The sequence below is a fragment of the Brevundimonas sp. genome (assembly GCF_024711105.1).
Classification (GTDB): domain Bacteria; phylum Pseudomonadota; class Alphaproteobacteria; order Caulobacterales; family Caulobacteraceae; genus Brevundimonas.
The window spans coordinates 1-13,314 of the sequence record NZ_JANJTL010000147.1 but is presented as its reverse complement, the minus strand read 5'-3'; the positions used below and the strand labels follow the sequence as shown (position 1 = coordinate 13,314).

General features: G+C 63.9%; 12 protein-coding genes. 5 read left to right on the top strand and 7 right to left on the bottom strand.

Features of this window, described 5'->3' with window-relative positions; all coding sequences use genetic code 11:
• From Q0M60_RS11405 to Q0M60_RS11395, 3 genes are all read right to left on the bottom strand, one after another.
• Nucleotides 1-392: helicase HerA-like domain-containing protein (locus Q0M60_RS11405; protein ID WP_296819456.1), on the bottom strand; the 392-nt coding region annotated here is incomplete at its 3' end.
• Nucleotides 393-625: 233 nt separating this feature from the next.
• A complete protein-coding gene (locus tag Q0M60_RS11400) occupies nt 626-2,296 on the bottom strand; it encodes a PAS domain-containing hybrid sensor histidine kinase/response regulator (RefSeq protein ID WP_296819454.1) in 1,671 nt (556 codons plus the stop codon).
• 16 nt (nt 2,297-2,312) lie between these two features.
• On the bottom strand, nt 2,313-3,101 hold the full coding sequence (locus Q0M60_RS11395; protein WP_296819452.1) for an alpha/beta hydrolase: 789 nt from the start codon (nt 3,099-3,101) through the stop codon (nt 2,313-2,315).
• Between the two features lie 432 nt (nt 3,102-3,533).
• Here Q0M60_RS11395 and Q0M60_RS11390 point away from each other — a divergent pair, with 432 nt between their 5' ends.
• Together Q0M60_RS11390 and Q0M60_RS11385 are read left to right on the top strand one after the other, a co-directional pair.
• On the top strand, nt 3,534-4,055 hold the full coding sequence (locus Q0M60_RS11390) for a Crp/Fnr family transcriptional regulator (RefSeq protein ID WP_296819449.1): 522 nt from the start codon (nt 3,534-3,536) through the stop codon (nt 4,053-4,055).
• Nucleotides 4,056-4,591: 536 nt separating this feature from the next.
• Entirely contained in the window at nt 4,592-6,334 is a 1,743-nt protein-coding gene (locus tag Q0M60_RS11385) for an ATP-binding protein (protein ID WP_296819447.1), read from the top strand.
• Between the two features lie 207 nt (nt 6,335-6,541).
• Here Q0M60_RS11385 and Q0M60_RS11380 read toward each other — a convergent pair whose 3' ends face one another.
• Nucleotides 6,542-6,853: a hypothetical protein gene (locus tag Q0M60_RS11380; protein WP_296819444.1), complete on the bottom strand. Its 312-nt coding sequence runs from the start codon at nt 6,851-6,853 to the stop codon at nt 6,542-6,544.
• Nucleotides 6,850-8,016: a PAS domain S-box protein gene (locus Q0M60_RS11375; protein WP_296819441.1), complete on the bottom strand. Its 1,167-nt coding sequence runs from the start codon at nt 8,014-8,016 to the stop codon at nt 6,850-6,852. Before Q0M60_RS11375 ends, Q0M60_RS11380 begins: the two co-directional genes overlap by 4 nt.
• A gap of 371 nt (nt 8,017-8,387) precedes the next feature.
• Here Q0M60_RS11375 and Q0M60_RS11370 point away from each other — a divergent pair, with 371 nt between their 5' ends.
• From Q0M60_RS11370 to Q0M60_RS11360, 3 genes are all read left to right on the top strand, one after another.
• Nucleotides 8,388-8,555, top strand: coding sequence for a hypothetical protein (locus tag Q0M60_RS11370; RefSeq protein WP_296819439.1), 168 nt, complete (start codon nt 8,388-8,390; stop codon nt 8,553-8,555).
• Nucleotides 8,556-8,682: 127 nt separating this feature from the next.
• Nucleotides 8,683-9,294, top strand: a complete 612-nt coding sequence (locus Q0M60_RS11365) for a hypothetical protein (protein ID WP_296819436.1) — start codon at nt 8,683-8,685, stop codon at nt 9,292-9,294.
• A 473-nt stretch (nt 9,295-9,767) separates the two neighbouring features.
• Nucleotides 9,768-10,148 (top strand): hypothetical protein, encoded by a 381-nt coding sequence (locus Q0M60_RS11360; protein ID WP_296819433.1) that lies wholly within the window; start codon nt 9,768-9,770, stop codon nt 10,146-10,148.
• Between the two features lie 158 nt (nt 10,149-10,306).
• Here Q0M60_RS11360 and Q0M60_RS11355 read toward each other — a convergent pair whose 3' ends face one another.
• Together Q0M60_RS11355 and Q0M60_RS11350 are read right to left on the bottom strand one after the other, a co-directional pair.
• Nucleotides 10,307-12,895 carry a PAS domain-containing protein gene (locus Q0M60_RS11355; protein WP_296819430.1) on the bottom strand — a complete coding sequence of 863 codons (2,589 nt, stop codon included), beginning with the start codon at nt 12,893-12,895 and terminating at the stop codon, nt 10,307-10,309.
• A gap of 127 nt (nt 12,896-13,022) precedes the next feature.
• On the bottom strand, nt 13,023-13,314 hold a 292-nt coding region (locus Q0M60_RS11350; RefSeq protein WP_296819428.1), incomplete at its 5' end, for a hypothetical protein.

Here is a 13,314-nt window from a genome sequence, read left to right as displayed (position 1 = left end):
TCGAGGTCCAGCAGCAACAGACCCTCGGCATCCGCCACGCGGAAGACCACCGACAGGACCGCCTCCTGCACGTCCGACAGATCCAGCATCCGGCCGAGGAGCAGCGGGCCGACCTCGGAGATGGTGGTTCGGATCGGGTGGCCCTTCCGGCCGAACAGGTCCCAGAACACGGTCGGCGCGGCCCTGGGCTCCAGCGTCAGGTCCATGCCGCGCGCGCGTTCGAGCAGCTTCTCGTTCGGCGTCCCGACCTGGCTGATGCCTGACAGGTCGCCCTTCACGTCGGCGGCGAAGACCGGCACACCCGCGTCCGAGAAACCCTGGGCGATGATCTGGAGCGTCACGGTCTTGCCGGTGCCGGTCGCCCCCGCCACCACACCGTGGCGGTTGGCCATCCGGTAGAGCAGGGTCTCGTCCTTGTCCGAGCGGCCCAGCCAGACACCCGCCGCAGACCGTTCCATGCGCCCCTCGCTCGTTACAGGATGACTGTCGCTGACCTAACAGATGCGAAGGCGCCAATCATCCGCTTTTGCGGTCCTTGCATCTAATGAGCGTTGACCACGGCCCCGCTTTCGAAGAGTCGACGCGTCTGTTGCCGCGTTCGGTCGAGACCCACCCATAGCTGACGCTATTGGTCCAGGATTTGCCGGACCCGTGCGCCAAGCGCGGAGGCCGCAAATGGCTTGCTGAGCAGTTCGACCCCGGCATCCAAGCGGCCATTGTGGACGATAGCGTTGGCCGTATAGCCGGTGGTGAATAGCACCTTGAGGTGCGGCTGAAGGTTGATCGCCGCATCTGCTACGCGCCTGCCGTTCATGCCTTCCGGGAGAACGACGTCGGTGAACAGAAGGTCGATCTGCTCGCGCCGGAGCAACTCAATCGCCTCGCTCCCCGAGCCGGCGCTGAGGACGCGGTAGCCTAGCTCCGCAAGGGTGGCGACGCTGAAGGCCCGCAGTTCCTCATGATCCTCCACCACCAGGATCGTCTCGGTCCCCCCATGAACCACGGTGGCATCGGAACCGCGCTCCGGCACGTCCGCCGCCTCGGCGCCGCTGAGCCGGGGGAGGTAGATATTGACGGTCGTGCCTACGCCGGGCTCGCTGTAAATCTTGACGTGTCCAGATGACTGGCGAACGAAGCCGTAGACTTGGCTAAGCCCCAGCCCGGTCCCCTTTCCGACCGCCTTGGTAGTGAAGAAGGGCTCGAACACCTGCGCGAGGACGTCCTCCGGCACGCCGCAACCGGTGTCGCTCACCGCGATCAGGACGTACTGTCCGGCACTGACCGGTTCCGTGATCGACTCGACATAGTCGTGGTCGAGGAAGGCGTTAGACGTCTCAATCGTCAGTCGCCCGCCGCCCTGTCCCTGCATGGCGTCCCGCGCATTGATGGCGAGATTGACCAGCGCATTTTCCAGCTCATCCGGATCGGCCAGTGTTAGCCAAAGCCCCGCGCCGCTGACGGTCTCCAGACTGACCGTTTCGCCCAGCGTCCGCTGGAGGAGGTCCGCCAGGCTGGTGACCAGCTTGCCGGTGTCGATCGGCTTCGGATCCAGCGGTTGCCGACGCGCGAAGGCCAGCAGCCGCTTGGTCAGGGTGGCGGCCTTCTGGGCGCCCTGCATCGAGAGCGCCGCCGACCGTTCGATCCTCTGGGCCGGGGCGGAAGGCTCCAGGAGCGCGACGTGCTTACGTATGCCGTCGAGCCCGCCCATGATCACAGTCAGGAGGTTGTTGAAGTCGTGAGCCACGCCGCCGGTCAGCTGGCCGATGGCGTCCATCTTCTGGGCCTGCCGCAACGCGGCCTCGGCCTTCATGCGCTCGGCGACTTCGTCGGCCACCCGGGCTTCCAGGTTGACGTTCAGGACGCGCAGGTCCTCGGCGAGGGTGTCCGCGCGCCTGCGGGCGTCGAGGAGTTGGCTCTCGTAGAGGCGCCGGTCGCTGGCGTTAAACACGGCGATGCGCATTCCGGCGGCTGAACCGTCAGCACGCCGGCGCTCGACCGCATTGACCAGCACCGGCGTCTTCGACCCGTCCGCGGCGACGAGATCGAGCGCCACCTCATTGAAAAAGCCCTGCATGCGCAGGAGGGGAGCAAAGTGCGTCTCGAAGTAGATCTTGCCCGCGATGTTCAGCAGATCTTGGAACTTGCGTCCCAGCAGTTCGGATGGCCCCTGACCGAGCCACTTGCCAAGCGTGGCGTTCACAGCGGTCATACGTCCCGACGCGTCTGTCGCGACATAACCGCAGGGGGCATGCTCGAAGAGATCCAGCAGTTCCTCGTCAGAGCCGGAGTAGGTCACGGCGGCCCCTCACGGCTCAGACAAAAGCCTGGATCGCTGAAATCGTCTCCTGGGGCGCGCTGAGGTTGGGGCAATGGCCTGTGGCCTCCATCACCACCAGCCTGCTGTTGGGCAGCCGCGCGTGGACGAACTCGCCGACCGCGCGGGGCGCGATAACGTCCTCCGAACACTGCAGGATCAGCGTCCGCGTCGCCAGTCCTTCAAGGTCCGCGCGGTTGTCAGACAGGAATGTCGCCCGTGCGAAGCAGCGGGCCACGTCCGGGTGGGTGCGGCAGAAACTGTTGGTCAGCTCCTGGCCGAGCTCGGGTCTGTCGCCATTGCCCATGATCACCGGCGCCATAGCCTCCGACCATCCCAGGTGGTTGCTGTCTAGAAACTCGAGAAGTTCATGGACCTGGGCCTCGCTGAAACCCCCGATATAGTTTTCGTCATCGATATAGCGCGGCGACGGGCCAACCATGACGAGGTCGCCGAATAGCTCGGGGTCTTTGCGGACGGCTAAGACACCAATCATGGCGCTGACAGAGTGCCCCACGAACACGCCGTCCCGCACGCCGAGCTCTCGGGCAATGGCGACCACGTCGTCGGCGTAGCCGTCGAGGCTCCCATACTTATCAGGATCATAGTGCGAGAGATCCGTCGGCCCGGCCCCGACATAGTCGAACAGGACGACGCGGAAGCGGTCCTCGAACGCGGGAGCCACATGTCGCCACATGTTCTGATCACATCCGAAGCCGTGCGCGAAGATCATCGTCCGGTCACCCGCGCCGGAGATGCGCACATTGTGCTTGTCGATTACAGACATGGCCCCCGCCTCTGCTGATCCACTCAAACGCGCGGAAGGCAAAATGGTTCAGTCGTGAAATGCCAGCCATCGGTGGTGGCCCTCCGGGCCGCGAGACAGCCGACGTCCGCTTCTGCTGTCGGCGCGCGACCCTGCCGCGCGTCTTCCATTTCGGGGGGGCGACTAGCGATGTGTCGGCATGCCGCAAAATCGGTATAGACTTTCGTAACTTCCGTCTCGAGTTTGAGGCAAGCGATGCCAACCAACCAGGTTTTAGCGTCTTTCCCGTCGGCTGACTTCAGGCGGTTCGGCCCCCATTTGCGCATACGCGAGGTCTCGAGGGGGGAGATCCTGATCCCGCAGCTCTCAAGAGTTCGAGAGGTATATTTCCCTCTGTCCGCACTCCTCACCAACGCCTTCACTACGGAAGAAGGTCGCCCGGTGGAGACGTATATGATCGGAGCGGAAGGCGCGGCGGGATTGGCGCCGGCGTTGGCGCGGCAACCGGCCGGGTGGTCCGTTATTGTGAAGGTCGCCGGTGCTGTCTCGGTGCTGCCGAGCGATATTCTATACGAGGTGGCCGAAGGCAGCGCCGAGTTGAGAGCGCAGGTGCGCGGTTTGGCTCACGATCGCGAGGCCCGCGCTATGAGGGCGCTGGCATGCGCCATGTCCCATCCTGCGGCGGCTCGGCTGGCTACCTTCATTCTCTCCATGGCGGAGCGGTACGGGAAGCAGGCCTTCATCTTCACCCAAGAGGAGGTCGCCGCGAGCCTCAATGTGCAGCGGACAACCGTGACGGCCGGGGCTACCGACCTCAAGGCCAGGCGCGCAATCGAATACTCTCGTGGTCGGATCTCGGTTCTGGATTTGGCACTGCTTCGAAGAATGGCGTGCAACTGCCATCAATGGGATGCGGCCGTCCCCTTCGCCGACGACCCTCGCCAATGCCGTCGTGGAGATGGACCTAGTGAATAGGTGGCGCTCGTCGCTCTCCAACGCTGGACTGAAGCTTCAACTCAATCTCGTCGGCGCGGGCGCGCAAGACCTCGGCCATGCGCTTGTCCGCGATCCGTTCGGCGAGCCAGCGGTACCGCTCCGCTTGCCGTTTTGGGTCATCCCTGCCCGACATGGTCAACATGCTGCGAAAACGGGGCCACGCTCAGTTAGGCAATGAGGAGGGGCGCAGCCTGTCGACCGCGCCCGCTCCGACTGGGGTCAGGACTGGAGGGAGACGGTCCGATCCTGCCCCGTTCGGTTCTGTGCTGACGCCCCCCCGAGCAGCAATGCCATATCACCGCGTTCGACGAACCGTTACCTTTTCTGCCGGGAAGCGAACATCAGGCCGCGCCGGAGCGGCGTGCGGGCGATTGATGTTTTTGTGGTCGTGCGCAGTCTAGCCTTCGCGGCGCCTCAAAGCTGGCTCGGTTGGCCAACCTAATGCTCGCCCCACGAAGCTTTCATGAAGCTTCAACAACTTAGCTCTACACGTCCTCCGGGGACGGGAGCAACCAATGCAAGTGCTGCAGTGGCTGGGTTTTGACGACGGATTTGACCTAACCGCTCCGCATACACGCAGGAAGCTGTGGGGCCGGCTGGCCCTGGGCCTGGCGGTGTCGGTGATCCTCGCTCAGTCCCTGCCGATCACTCACGTACTGGCATGGTTCACGGTGATGCTGGGCGCGGAGTCCCTCCTAGCGCTCTCCATCTCCAGAGAACGCATGGCCAGGAGCCCTGTATTCTTCCGATGTGTGCGCCTGGTGGCTTCGGTTTGCAATGCGTCCGGCTGGACCTTCGGCGCCGTTCTTCTCCTTCAAGCTCAATCTGTGGCGTCCAGCGTCATTGCCCTATCTCTCCTGGCCGGGATCGCAGTCTATGCGATCGGCTCCTGCTTTCGTACGCCCATCCACATGATCGCCTGCGGTGTGCCGCCTGCGCTGGGCCTGCTCGTGCTTCCCTGGCTACTCGAAGCGCCGCTGGCCGAGAAGGCCGCAATGGAGGCGGCGATGCTCCTGCTTGTCGGCTTCGGCGCCGGCACCGCGGTCAATGCGGTCGTGGCCCACAAGCGGCTGCGGTTGGGCTCGGCGGCCGTCAAGGAGCACCGCCGCAAGGCTGAAGCCGCCAACAGGGCGAAGACGACTTTCCTGGCCAACATGTCGCACGAAATACGCACCCCGTTGAACGGGGTCGTGGCCATGGCGCAGATGCTGGGGCAGCGTCCGCTTGATGTCGAGGCGCGTGAGATGGTGGGCACGATCCGCGAGTCCGGCGAGACGCTGGAACGCCTTCTGACCGATCTGCTTGACCTGGCGCGTATCGACGCCGGCAAGCTCGCGATCGAACACATCGACTTCAATCTAGGCGACACGGTTCGTTCCACCGTGGCGCTTTACGAGGCCCAGGCGTGCGCGAAGCAAACGAACTTAGGCGTCAAAATCGCTAGGGAAGCCGACGGCGCCTTCATAGGTGACCCCATTCGGGTTCGACAAATCGTCGCGAACTTCGTCTCGAATGCGGTCAAGTTCACCACCGGAGGCGAGATCGTGGTCGAAGTCGCCAGTTCCGCCGACGGGGTGAAGCTGACGGTAAGCGACACCGGGATCGGCTTCGACCCTGCGCAATGCTCATCCATTTTTGGCCGCTTCGAGCAGGCGGACGGGACGATCACACGCCGCTACGGGGGGTCCGGCCTCGGGCTTTCCATCTGTGCTGAGCTGGCGACCCTTATGGAGGGCGAGGTGGGATGCGAAAGCGTTCCTGGACGTGGCTCGTGCTTCTGGGCCCGGCTTCCTCTGCCCCCGTCACGTGCTCCGATGTCTTCCAAGAAGGAAAGCGTGAACACTACTGCGCCGCACGGTCTTCGTATTTTGCTGGCGGACGATCACCCTGTGAACCGCCGGGTTGTGGAAGTGATGCTTGCGCCCACCGGGTGCGACCTGGTCCAGGTGGAGGACGGCGCCGCAGCGGTCGCTGCGGCGGAACGCGAAGCATTCGACGTGATCCTGATGGACATGCAGATGCCTGTGATGGACGGGCTGACAGCGACCAAGGAAATCCGCGCCCGGGAGGGGGCTCAAGGCCGCAAACGCACCCCGATCCTGATGCTGACTGCCAACGCTTTGCCGGAACACGTTGAAGCGGGGCGCGGCGCGGGCGCCGACGGTCATCTTTCGAAGCCGCTGCGGATTGAAGACCTGCACCTTGCGATCAACTCAGCCGTGAGTTCGGAGCAGGATCCTCCGGCTCGTGCGGCCTGACGAACTGCCTGGACCCAACGTGAGGGGTTCGCGCAACCCGCCTAGGACCGCTCCAGACCATAGCCGACGCAGCACGAGGCGTAGCTTCGCGATCATGGGCGCGCCGAGCGCCGTCCTACCGGAGACCTGGCGGCTGCGCCTGACGCCTAGCACAGCAACGGCCGCCCACAGTCGCTTTTTCAGGAGCATTCGCCTTCAGATGGCGGCTCAATCAGGCAGAGCAAACTCGAACTCCCATACTAGGCCGGAAGGTTCGTATCGTCGGCTTGCGAGGCCTCGAAGGTCGTGACGCACGCTGGCTTCGATGAGCCGCGTGCCAAAGCCGACACGTCCCGTGTCGTGGCAGGGGGGGCCTCCGCGTTCCTGCCAGATAAGGCTAAGCGAACCTCGCTCAAAGTCAGAGCCGATCGTGATAACGACCGATCCGCCCGGCTGTGCGAAGGCGCCGTATTTAACGGCGTTGGTCGCCAACTCAAGAAGGATGAGGCTCAGGTTGAGCACGATTTTGGCCGGGATCATGGGGTCAGCGCCCTGCACCGTGAGGGCTGATCATCGGGAGGGCAGTGCAGGCCGACGACATCTCTGACCAACACATGCAGGGAGGTCGGCTCCCACTGAGACCGAACCAGGATTGTTTGCGCTGTGGCTAGCGAGGATAGCCGGCCTTGCAGTTCCGAGACGTAGCTTTTGAGGGAAGTGGCCCCGCGTGAGGTTTGGCTGACGAGGCTGGAAATGATCGCCATGAGGTTCTTCGTCCGATGCGCGAGTTCGCTCATCAGCAGGCTCTGGTGCTCGGCTTCGCGCTGCCTTTCCACCGCGCGGCCCAACTGCGCGCCGATCGTCTGAGCCGATCGGATCAGGTCCGGGTCGGGGGGGCGAGGTGCAGGCGAGAAGAACTCCAGCACGGCCACGACTTCGCCGAGGGTCACGATCGGGACGGCAAAAGCCGACGCAACGCCGAGGTCGTCCTTATTCCCGCGGATGAAGCTGGTGTTGTCGCAATCGGCTATCCATTCAGGGGCAGCGGACTCCCAAACGCGGCCCGGCAGGCCCTCGCCCCTTTGAAACGTCCGCGCGTCGGTGACGGCGACTAGGAAGGCATGATCGGCTAGGTCGCCGTGCCAGGAGTGGCCGACCAGCCGGTCTCGCTCGATGAGGAAGGCGTGACCGATTGGCCAGCTCAGGAGCGAACAGACAGCGCTGAGAGCGAGCGCGACGATCTCGTCCAGGGACCTCGTTTCCGACGCGGCGGCGGCGACTTGGTGAAGGAGGCCGGCCTCAGTCGCTCGTCGTTCGAGCGTTCGAAGCAGAGCCTTTTCCGGGGAGATGTCGCGGATGGACGCCAGGAACTGGAGATTTTCCAGCGGCCCCATCGGGGTAATGATGAGCTCGATCGGGAACTCTTCACCCGACCGTCGCAAGGCGGTGATCTCGATGCGCCTGCGCAGGACTGGGCCCTGGCCGGTCTCGAGGAAGCGCTTCATCCCCGCCTCATGGGCGGGTCGGAGATGCGCCGGAATGATCAGAGGTCCCATGGGACTACCGATCGCCTCCGCTCGCGACCAGCCGAAGACCCGCTCGGCGGCGTCGTTCCAGGCCGTCACCGTGCCCACGGCGTCGATCACGACCACCGCATCTAGCGAGGTTTGGAGGATAAGGTCGAGCGCTTCGCGATGGGGCACGGTCGTTGTTTCGCCTCGGCGGTGGTGACAGACCTCACCATAGGCCTCTGCGTCCGCTTCGCAGACATTTTCGTTAGCAGAAGGGGAGGGCCATACTCGCCGCTAGGCCCGGGCCTGCATTCCCTATTGCTGTTAAGCTCAATGCCCTACGGATCGTGCACGGTTTAAGTGTGCACGGATCGTCGCCCAGAAGTCGAGCCATAGGCCGCTCGGACAGACGTGGTGACATGCGGGAAATCTCCGAACGACGCGGAACCTGTGGACAAGCTTGCGGGATCCGAAAACGGTCGTTTCTAGTGTGGGTGGTATGATCCAAGGTCCTGATCCAAAGAACGGATCAGACGCTTAGCGCCGGGGGACATATGAACGACATGGCCGAAACCCTTGGGTACATCGGCAGCACGGCCCACCGGCTGGCCTTCCTCGCCCGCGAGGCGGGACATCTCGACCTGGGAGCCCTGCTCAGCTCGGCGGCTGATCTCGCGGATCGGGAATGGCTGGCGATCGAACAGCCTGGGAGTCGCAACTCCCTGCCCTAGTCGATCGATCTAGCGAGCCGCTCTGCTGCTAAGCTGTTGATCTGTAAGCTCCGCCTTAGGAACAGTCCTCGATGTGCCGCGTTCCTCCGCCGCGTGGTCCTGAGCCACGCGTCTGGAGACATTTCTCATGCGTATGACCGCTTTGCTGGCCGGCGCCGCCCTGATTGCTTTCGCGGCCCCGGCCTCCGCCCAGGTAGTGGGGGGCGTGGGCGGTAATATCACCGGTGGCCTCGGCGTGCGGACCGGCGACCTCGGTGTCCGCGATACCGTCCGCGGCACCACCGACTTCGCCCGCGACACCGTGCGCGACGCCCGCGACGCCGCCCGGGACACCGTCCGTGACGCCCGTGATCTGGACGCCCGCGCGCGGGCTGACGCCGACGCGTCGGCCGATGCCAGCCGGAACGGCGCATCCTTCGACTTCGACGCCTCGATCGGGGCCTCCGTGCGCTCCAGCGGCGGCGACAACCTCGGCCAACTGGTTGGCGTGGCGCGCAACTCGGCCGGCCAGGCCCAGCAGCTGCTGGTCCGTGGCGCCGATGGCGTGGTCCGCGGCGTGGATGCCACGTCCATCTCGGGCAACGGAACTGGCGAGCTCATGGCGAACCTGACCGCCTATCAGTTCCGTCGCCTGCCTCAGCAGCGGAGCGTGGCCCCGGGCAGTGCGCCGCAACCCGGCCAACCGGAGGCTCGCAGCGACCGGTTTGACCGCGACGGCAACCTGCAACCGGAAGGCTGAGAGGCGCCGCAGAGGCCGCATAGCCATTCGGTAGGCGCCGGCCCCCGGGGAAACCCGGGGGCTTTCGACTTGAGCAAGTGTGTTTCCGCACCTCCCTCACCAGGAGTGCGAGTTATGCAGTCGCCTGATCGTCTAGAGGGTCGTCCGCCTGGGTCTCCAACTGAACCGCTTGTTCCTCGTAGGAGTCAGCCAAGGCGTGCAGCGATCGCGCCGTCACCTCATCGGAAATGCTGTCGGCCAGTCGGCGGCAACGCCCGGCCTCTGCCCGCAAGTACTCGATCTTCGACACGTTGCTGTCCGATCCCCCAACGGGGGGTGGCTGTTAATTTGGGGTGGCGACTTTTATCGAAACTCAATCTCAGAAATGCAAGTTGATGCCTTCTGACTGAGGGTTCTGCCAATAAGCGGCTCGGCTATCCAAGCCGTACGACGCGGTTAATCCTTAGCCAAGCCGCAGGCACTAAAGTCTGCTCATGTCCGATCGTGCCTTCCTCGCTATGGCCGCCGAGGTTGTCGCTCCGCTGACTGAGCCGAAGCCGGAGTCTCGGAGGCGGAAGCGGCGCGACCGCACCGCGCTGGCCTGCACGCTTGTTCACGGCATCTTCGGCGAGCGTCATCAGGGGGTGGTTCGCGACATCCACGACGAGGGAGCCCGAGTCCGATCGTCGTGCCCGCCATCGATCATCCCTGACCTGGTGCGTCTGGAGGTCGGCGGACAGAGCTACGACGGGAAAGTCGTGTGGCGAAGCGACTGGGAGCTTGGCGTCAAGTTCGCCTTTGATCATCCGGCCACCGACATTCAGGTTGAGGTGCTGCGGTCTCTGGCGGCCAGGCTCAGAGGCGGGTCTGTCTAGTGGGGCAGCGAGGTCCGTTCGACATAGACGCTGAGCGGGCCGCCCCGTTGCGCCGACTGCGCAGATTGGGTCAAGAGCAAATCTGCAGAAGCCCGACGCCGGACGGCTCGACGAAACCTCATGCTAGAATAGCTATTACGCCTTCAGGGCAGCTGTGCCTACGGTCGGTCAAGAATATCACGAACCCGACATGCGAGTTGCTCGAACGTGAACGGTTTCGGTAACAAATGAACGCCGGGATCAAGTCGCCCTTGGTGAATAATGGCGTTTCTTGAATAGCCTGTCGTGAACAGCACTCGGAGATTTGGCCGCGCTGCGGAGGCGGCATCTGCGAGTTCTCGCCCGCTTCGGCCCGGTAGCACAACGTCCGTGAAAAGCAGATCGACCCTTGGGGCAGACTTCACCAAGGCCAGACCGGCCTCGCAATCGGCGGCTTCGAGCACCTCGTAGCCGAGTTCACGCAGAACTGAGCTGCTGTAGGCTCGTACGTCCTCGTTATCCTCCACCAGGATAATGACCTCGCCAGAGACCGCCTCCGGGATCATTCTATCTACCGGGTTTTCCTGCTCGGCAGTCAGGTCTCCGTAGTATCTCGGGAAATACATCTTGACCGTCGTGCCCTCGCCCGGCTCGCTGTAGATGGTCACGTGGCCACCGGATTGCTTCACAAAGCCGTAGACCATGCTCAGGCCCAGCCCAGTGCCCTTGCCTACCTCCTTGGTCGTAAAGAACGGTTCGAAGACGCGCGTCAGGGTATCCCGATCAATGCCGCATCCCGTGTCGCTGACGCACACCATGACATACTGGCCGGGCACCACCTCGGCGTCGACGGCCTGATAGGCGTCGTCGAGCGAAGCATTGGACGTTTCGATTGTCAGCTTGCCGCCCGAGGGCATGGCGTCGCGCGCATTGACGGCAAGGTTCACGAGGGCGCTTTCGAACTGCCCCGGGTCGGCCTCCACGCGCCAAAGTCGGGGCGCAAGCACGCCCTCAAGTTCGATCTGCTCACCCAGCGTTCGGTGCAACAGGTCGGTGAGATCTCGAACGACCACGTTCAGATCCAGCGGCTTCGGCTGGAGCGCCTGTCGGCGCGAAAAGGCCAGCAGACGGCTAGTCAATGTCGCCGCCCTCTGCGCGCCCTGCCACGCAAGGTCCGCCGAACGTCGACCCCTCGCGTCCAGGCTGTCACTGCGGCGGACGATTTCCAGCCCGCCCATGATCACGGTCAGAAGGTTATTGAAGTCGTGAGCCACCCCCCCGGTGAGTTGGCCAATAGCCTCCATCTTCTGGGCCTGCCGAAGGGCTTCTTCGGCCCTGGTGCGCTCCGCGACCTCATCTGCGACCCGACGTTCGAGCTCACTATTGAGTTCGCGCAGGCCGGCCTCAGCTCGAGAGCGCTGCTCCAGTTCGCGCTGGTTGGCCTGAAACAGACGGGCATTGTCGATCGCAACAGCCGCCTGGTTGGCGAGCGATTGAACTCTATCCGCATGCTCGGATGTGAAGATCCCGGGGTCCTGATGGCCGAAGAACAGCCCGCCGAGCACCTCGCCGGAGCGAGACTTGACCGGAACCGCCAAATAGCTGCGGACGGGAAGGTGACCGTCCGGCATACCGTTGTAGGGCTCGTTCTGGCCGTATCTCGGATCCCGGAGAATATCGTCGGCGAGCACCACGCCCTCGCCGGTGAAGGTCGGGTGAAACACCGCCGTCGCACGGGGCATCGGATATTGCTCGAACGCGCTTCGAGGCGCGCCGGAGAGGGTATATAAAGTGTACCGCGCGCCGGCCTCGTCTAGAACGTTATAGAAAAACGCGCCGAACGCAGCGCCGGATATTTCGACGCCTGCATCTACGACGGTCTGAACCAGACGGTCGAGATCGTGCTCTCCTGCCACTGCGGCGGCCGTGTGGCTAAGTATCTCTAGGGCTCTTCGACGCCCCTGCTCCTCTTTGATATTACGCACTTCGATGATCGTGCCGACCGTTCGAGATGCGTCGTCGCGGATCGGAGAGGCCGTGAAGGCGACTGGGTAAAACGATCCGTCCGCATGGACGAACATTTCCTCGCCCTGAACCTGGTTGTCCTCGGGGAACGCCCGATCTATCGGGCATTCCTCGAGCGGGAAGTGCGAGCCGTCGGGTCGTGTATGGTGGACGACATCGTGCAATGGCCGCCCCTGCATCTCGTCAAAACGATACCCAGTCAGCAGCTCGGCGGCAGTGTTGGCGTAGATGCAGTGCTGTCGCTCATCCATGACGAAAACCGCCATAGTGGTGTTGTTGAGGACAGCGTTGAGACGCGACTGGCTCTGCTTTAGCTGGTCCTCGGCGAGATGCTGTCCGGTGATGTCGTGAGCCGTGACAACGGCGCCGCACACATCGCCGTGGTCATCGCGCAACGGCGATGCGCTTAGACATAGGAATAGGGGCGCGTCTCTTCCCTCCACTTTGACGCGCACCGGATGATCGCGAACGGTCTCTCCGGCCAGAGCACGCGGCACCGGTGAGCGCTCAAAGTCGATAGGCGCCCCATCCACTTCGGAGACGTCCAAGACGGGCTGGTCATATCGGGACCCGACCATCCGGCTTCGAGGGAGGTTCAGGAGATCTTCGGCCGCGCGGTTGGCGCTCAGGACAGCGCCAGTGCGATCGACTTCAAACGCGGGTAGGGGGAAGGCCTCGATAAGGCTGCCCAGGCGCCACGCCTCATTCTCAGCTGTACCTTTCAATCGTCCGTCCCCCGACACTACAGAAAGCCGTCAACGCGCTCACCGGGTTCGGGTTCCGCGCCATCCCCTGGGATCGGGACAGCCTACTTCGCTGCTACGAAACGGCCCCGCCCGTTGGGCGGGGCCTAGCAGGGATCAGTGGACTTCAGTCCTGCCCACGACGTGTGTCGTCCGCCGTTCCACTGGAGCCCTGCTCCGGCAGGCGGCGGAAGCTGTAGGCGGTCAGTTCGCTGTTCAGCGAGCCGTCGCCTTGGACTTCGAGGTCGGTCGTACGCACGCCACGAACCACGCCATCGGCGCCCTGGACCAGGACGTAGCGGGCGCCCGAAGCGCTGTCGCGGGCGAAGCCGACAGCGCGACCGAGGGTGTCGCCACGGCTTGAGGTGACATTGGCTCCGAGGCTGGCGGAGAAGTCCGCCTGGGCGCCGTTGCGATCG

Excerpts from the sequence above, each read along its gene's own strand:
- Q0M60_RS11395 (WP_296819452.1), bottom strand. The coding sequence starts at position 3,101 with ATGTCTGTAATCGACAAGCACAATGTGCGCATCTCCGGCGCGGGTGAC.
- Q0M60_RS11390 (WP_296819449.1), top strand. The coding sequence starts at position 3,534 with ATGATCGGAGCGGAAGGCGCGGCGGGATTGGCGCCGGCGTTGGCGCGG.
- Q0M60_RS11385 (WP_296819447.1), top strand. The coding sequence starts at position 4,592 with ATGCAAGTGCTGCAGTGGCTGGGTTTTGACGACGGATTTGACCTAACC.
- Q0M60_RS11380 (WP_296819444.1), bottom strand. The coding sequence starts at position 6,853 with ATGATCCCGGCCAAAATCGTGCTCAACCTGAGCCTCATCCTTCTTGAG.
- Q0M60_RS11370 (WP_296819439.1), top strand. The coding sequence starts at position 8,388 with ATGGCCGAAACCCTTGGGTACATCGGCAGCACGGCCCACCGGCTGGCC.
- Q0M60_RS11365 (WP_296819436.1), top strand. The coding sequence starts at position 8,683 with ATGCGTATGACCGCTTTGCTGGCCGGCGCCGCCCTGATTGCTTTCGCG.
- Q0M60_RS11360 (WP_296819433.1), top strand. The coding sequence starts at position 9,768 with ATGTCCGATCGTGCCTTCCTCGCTATGGCCGCCGAGGTTGTCGCTCCG.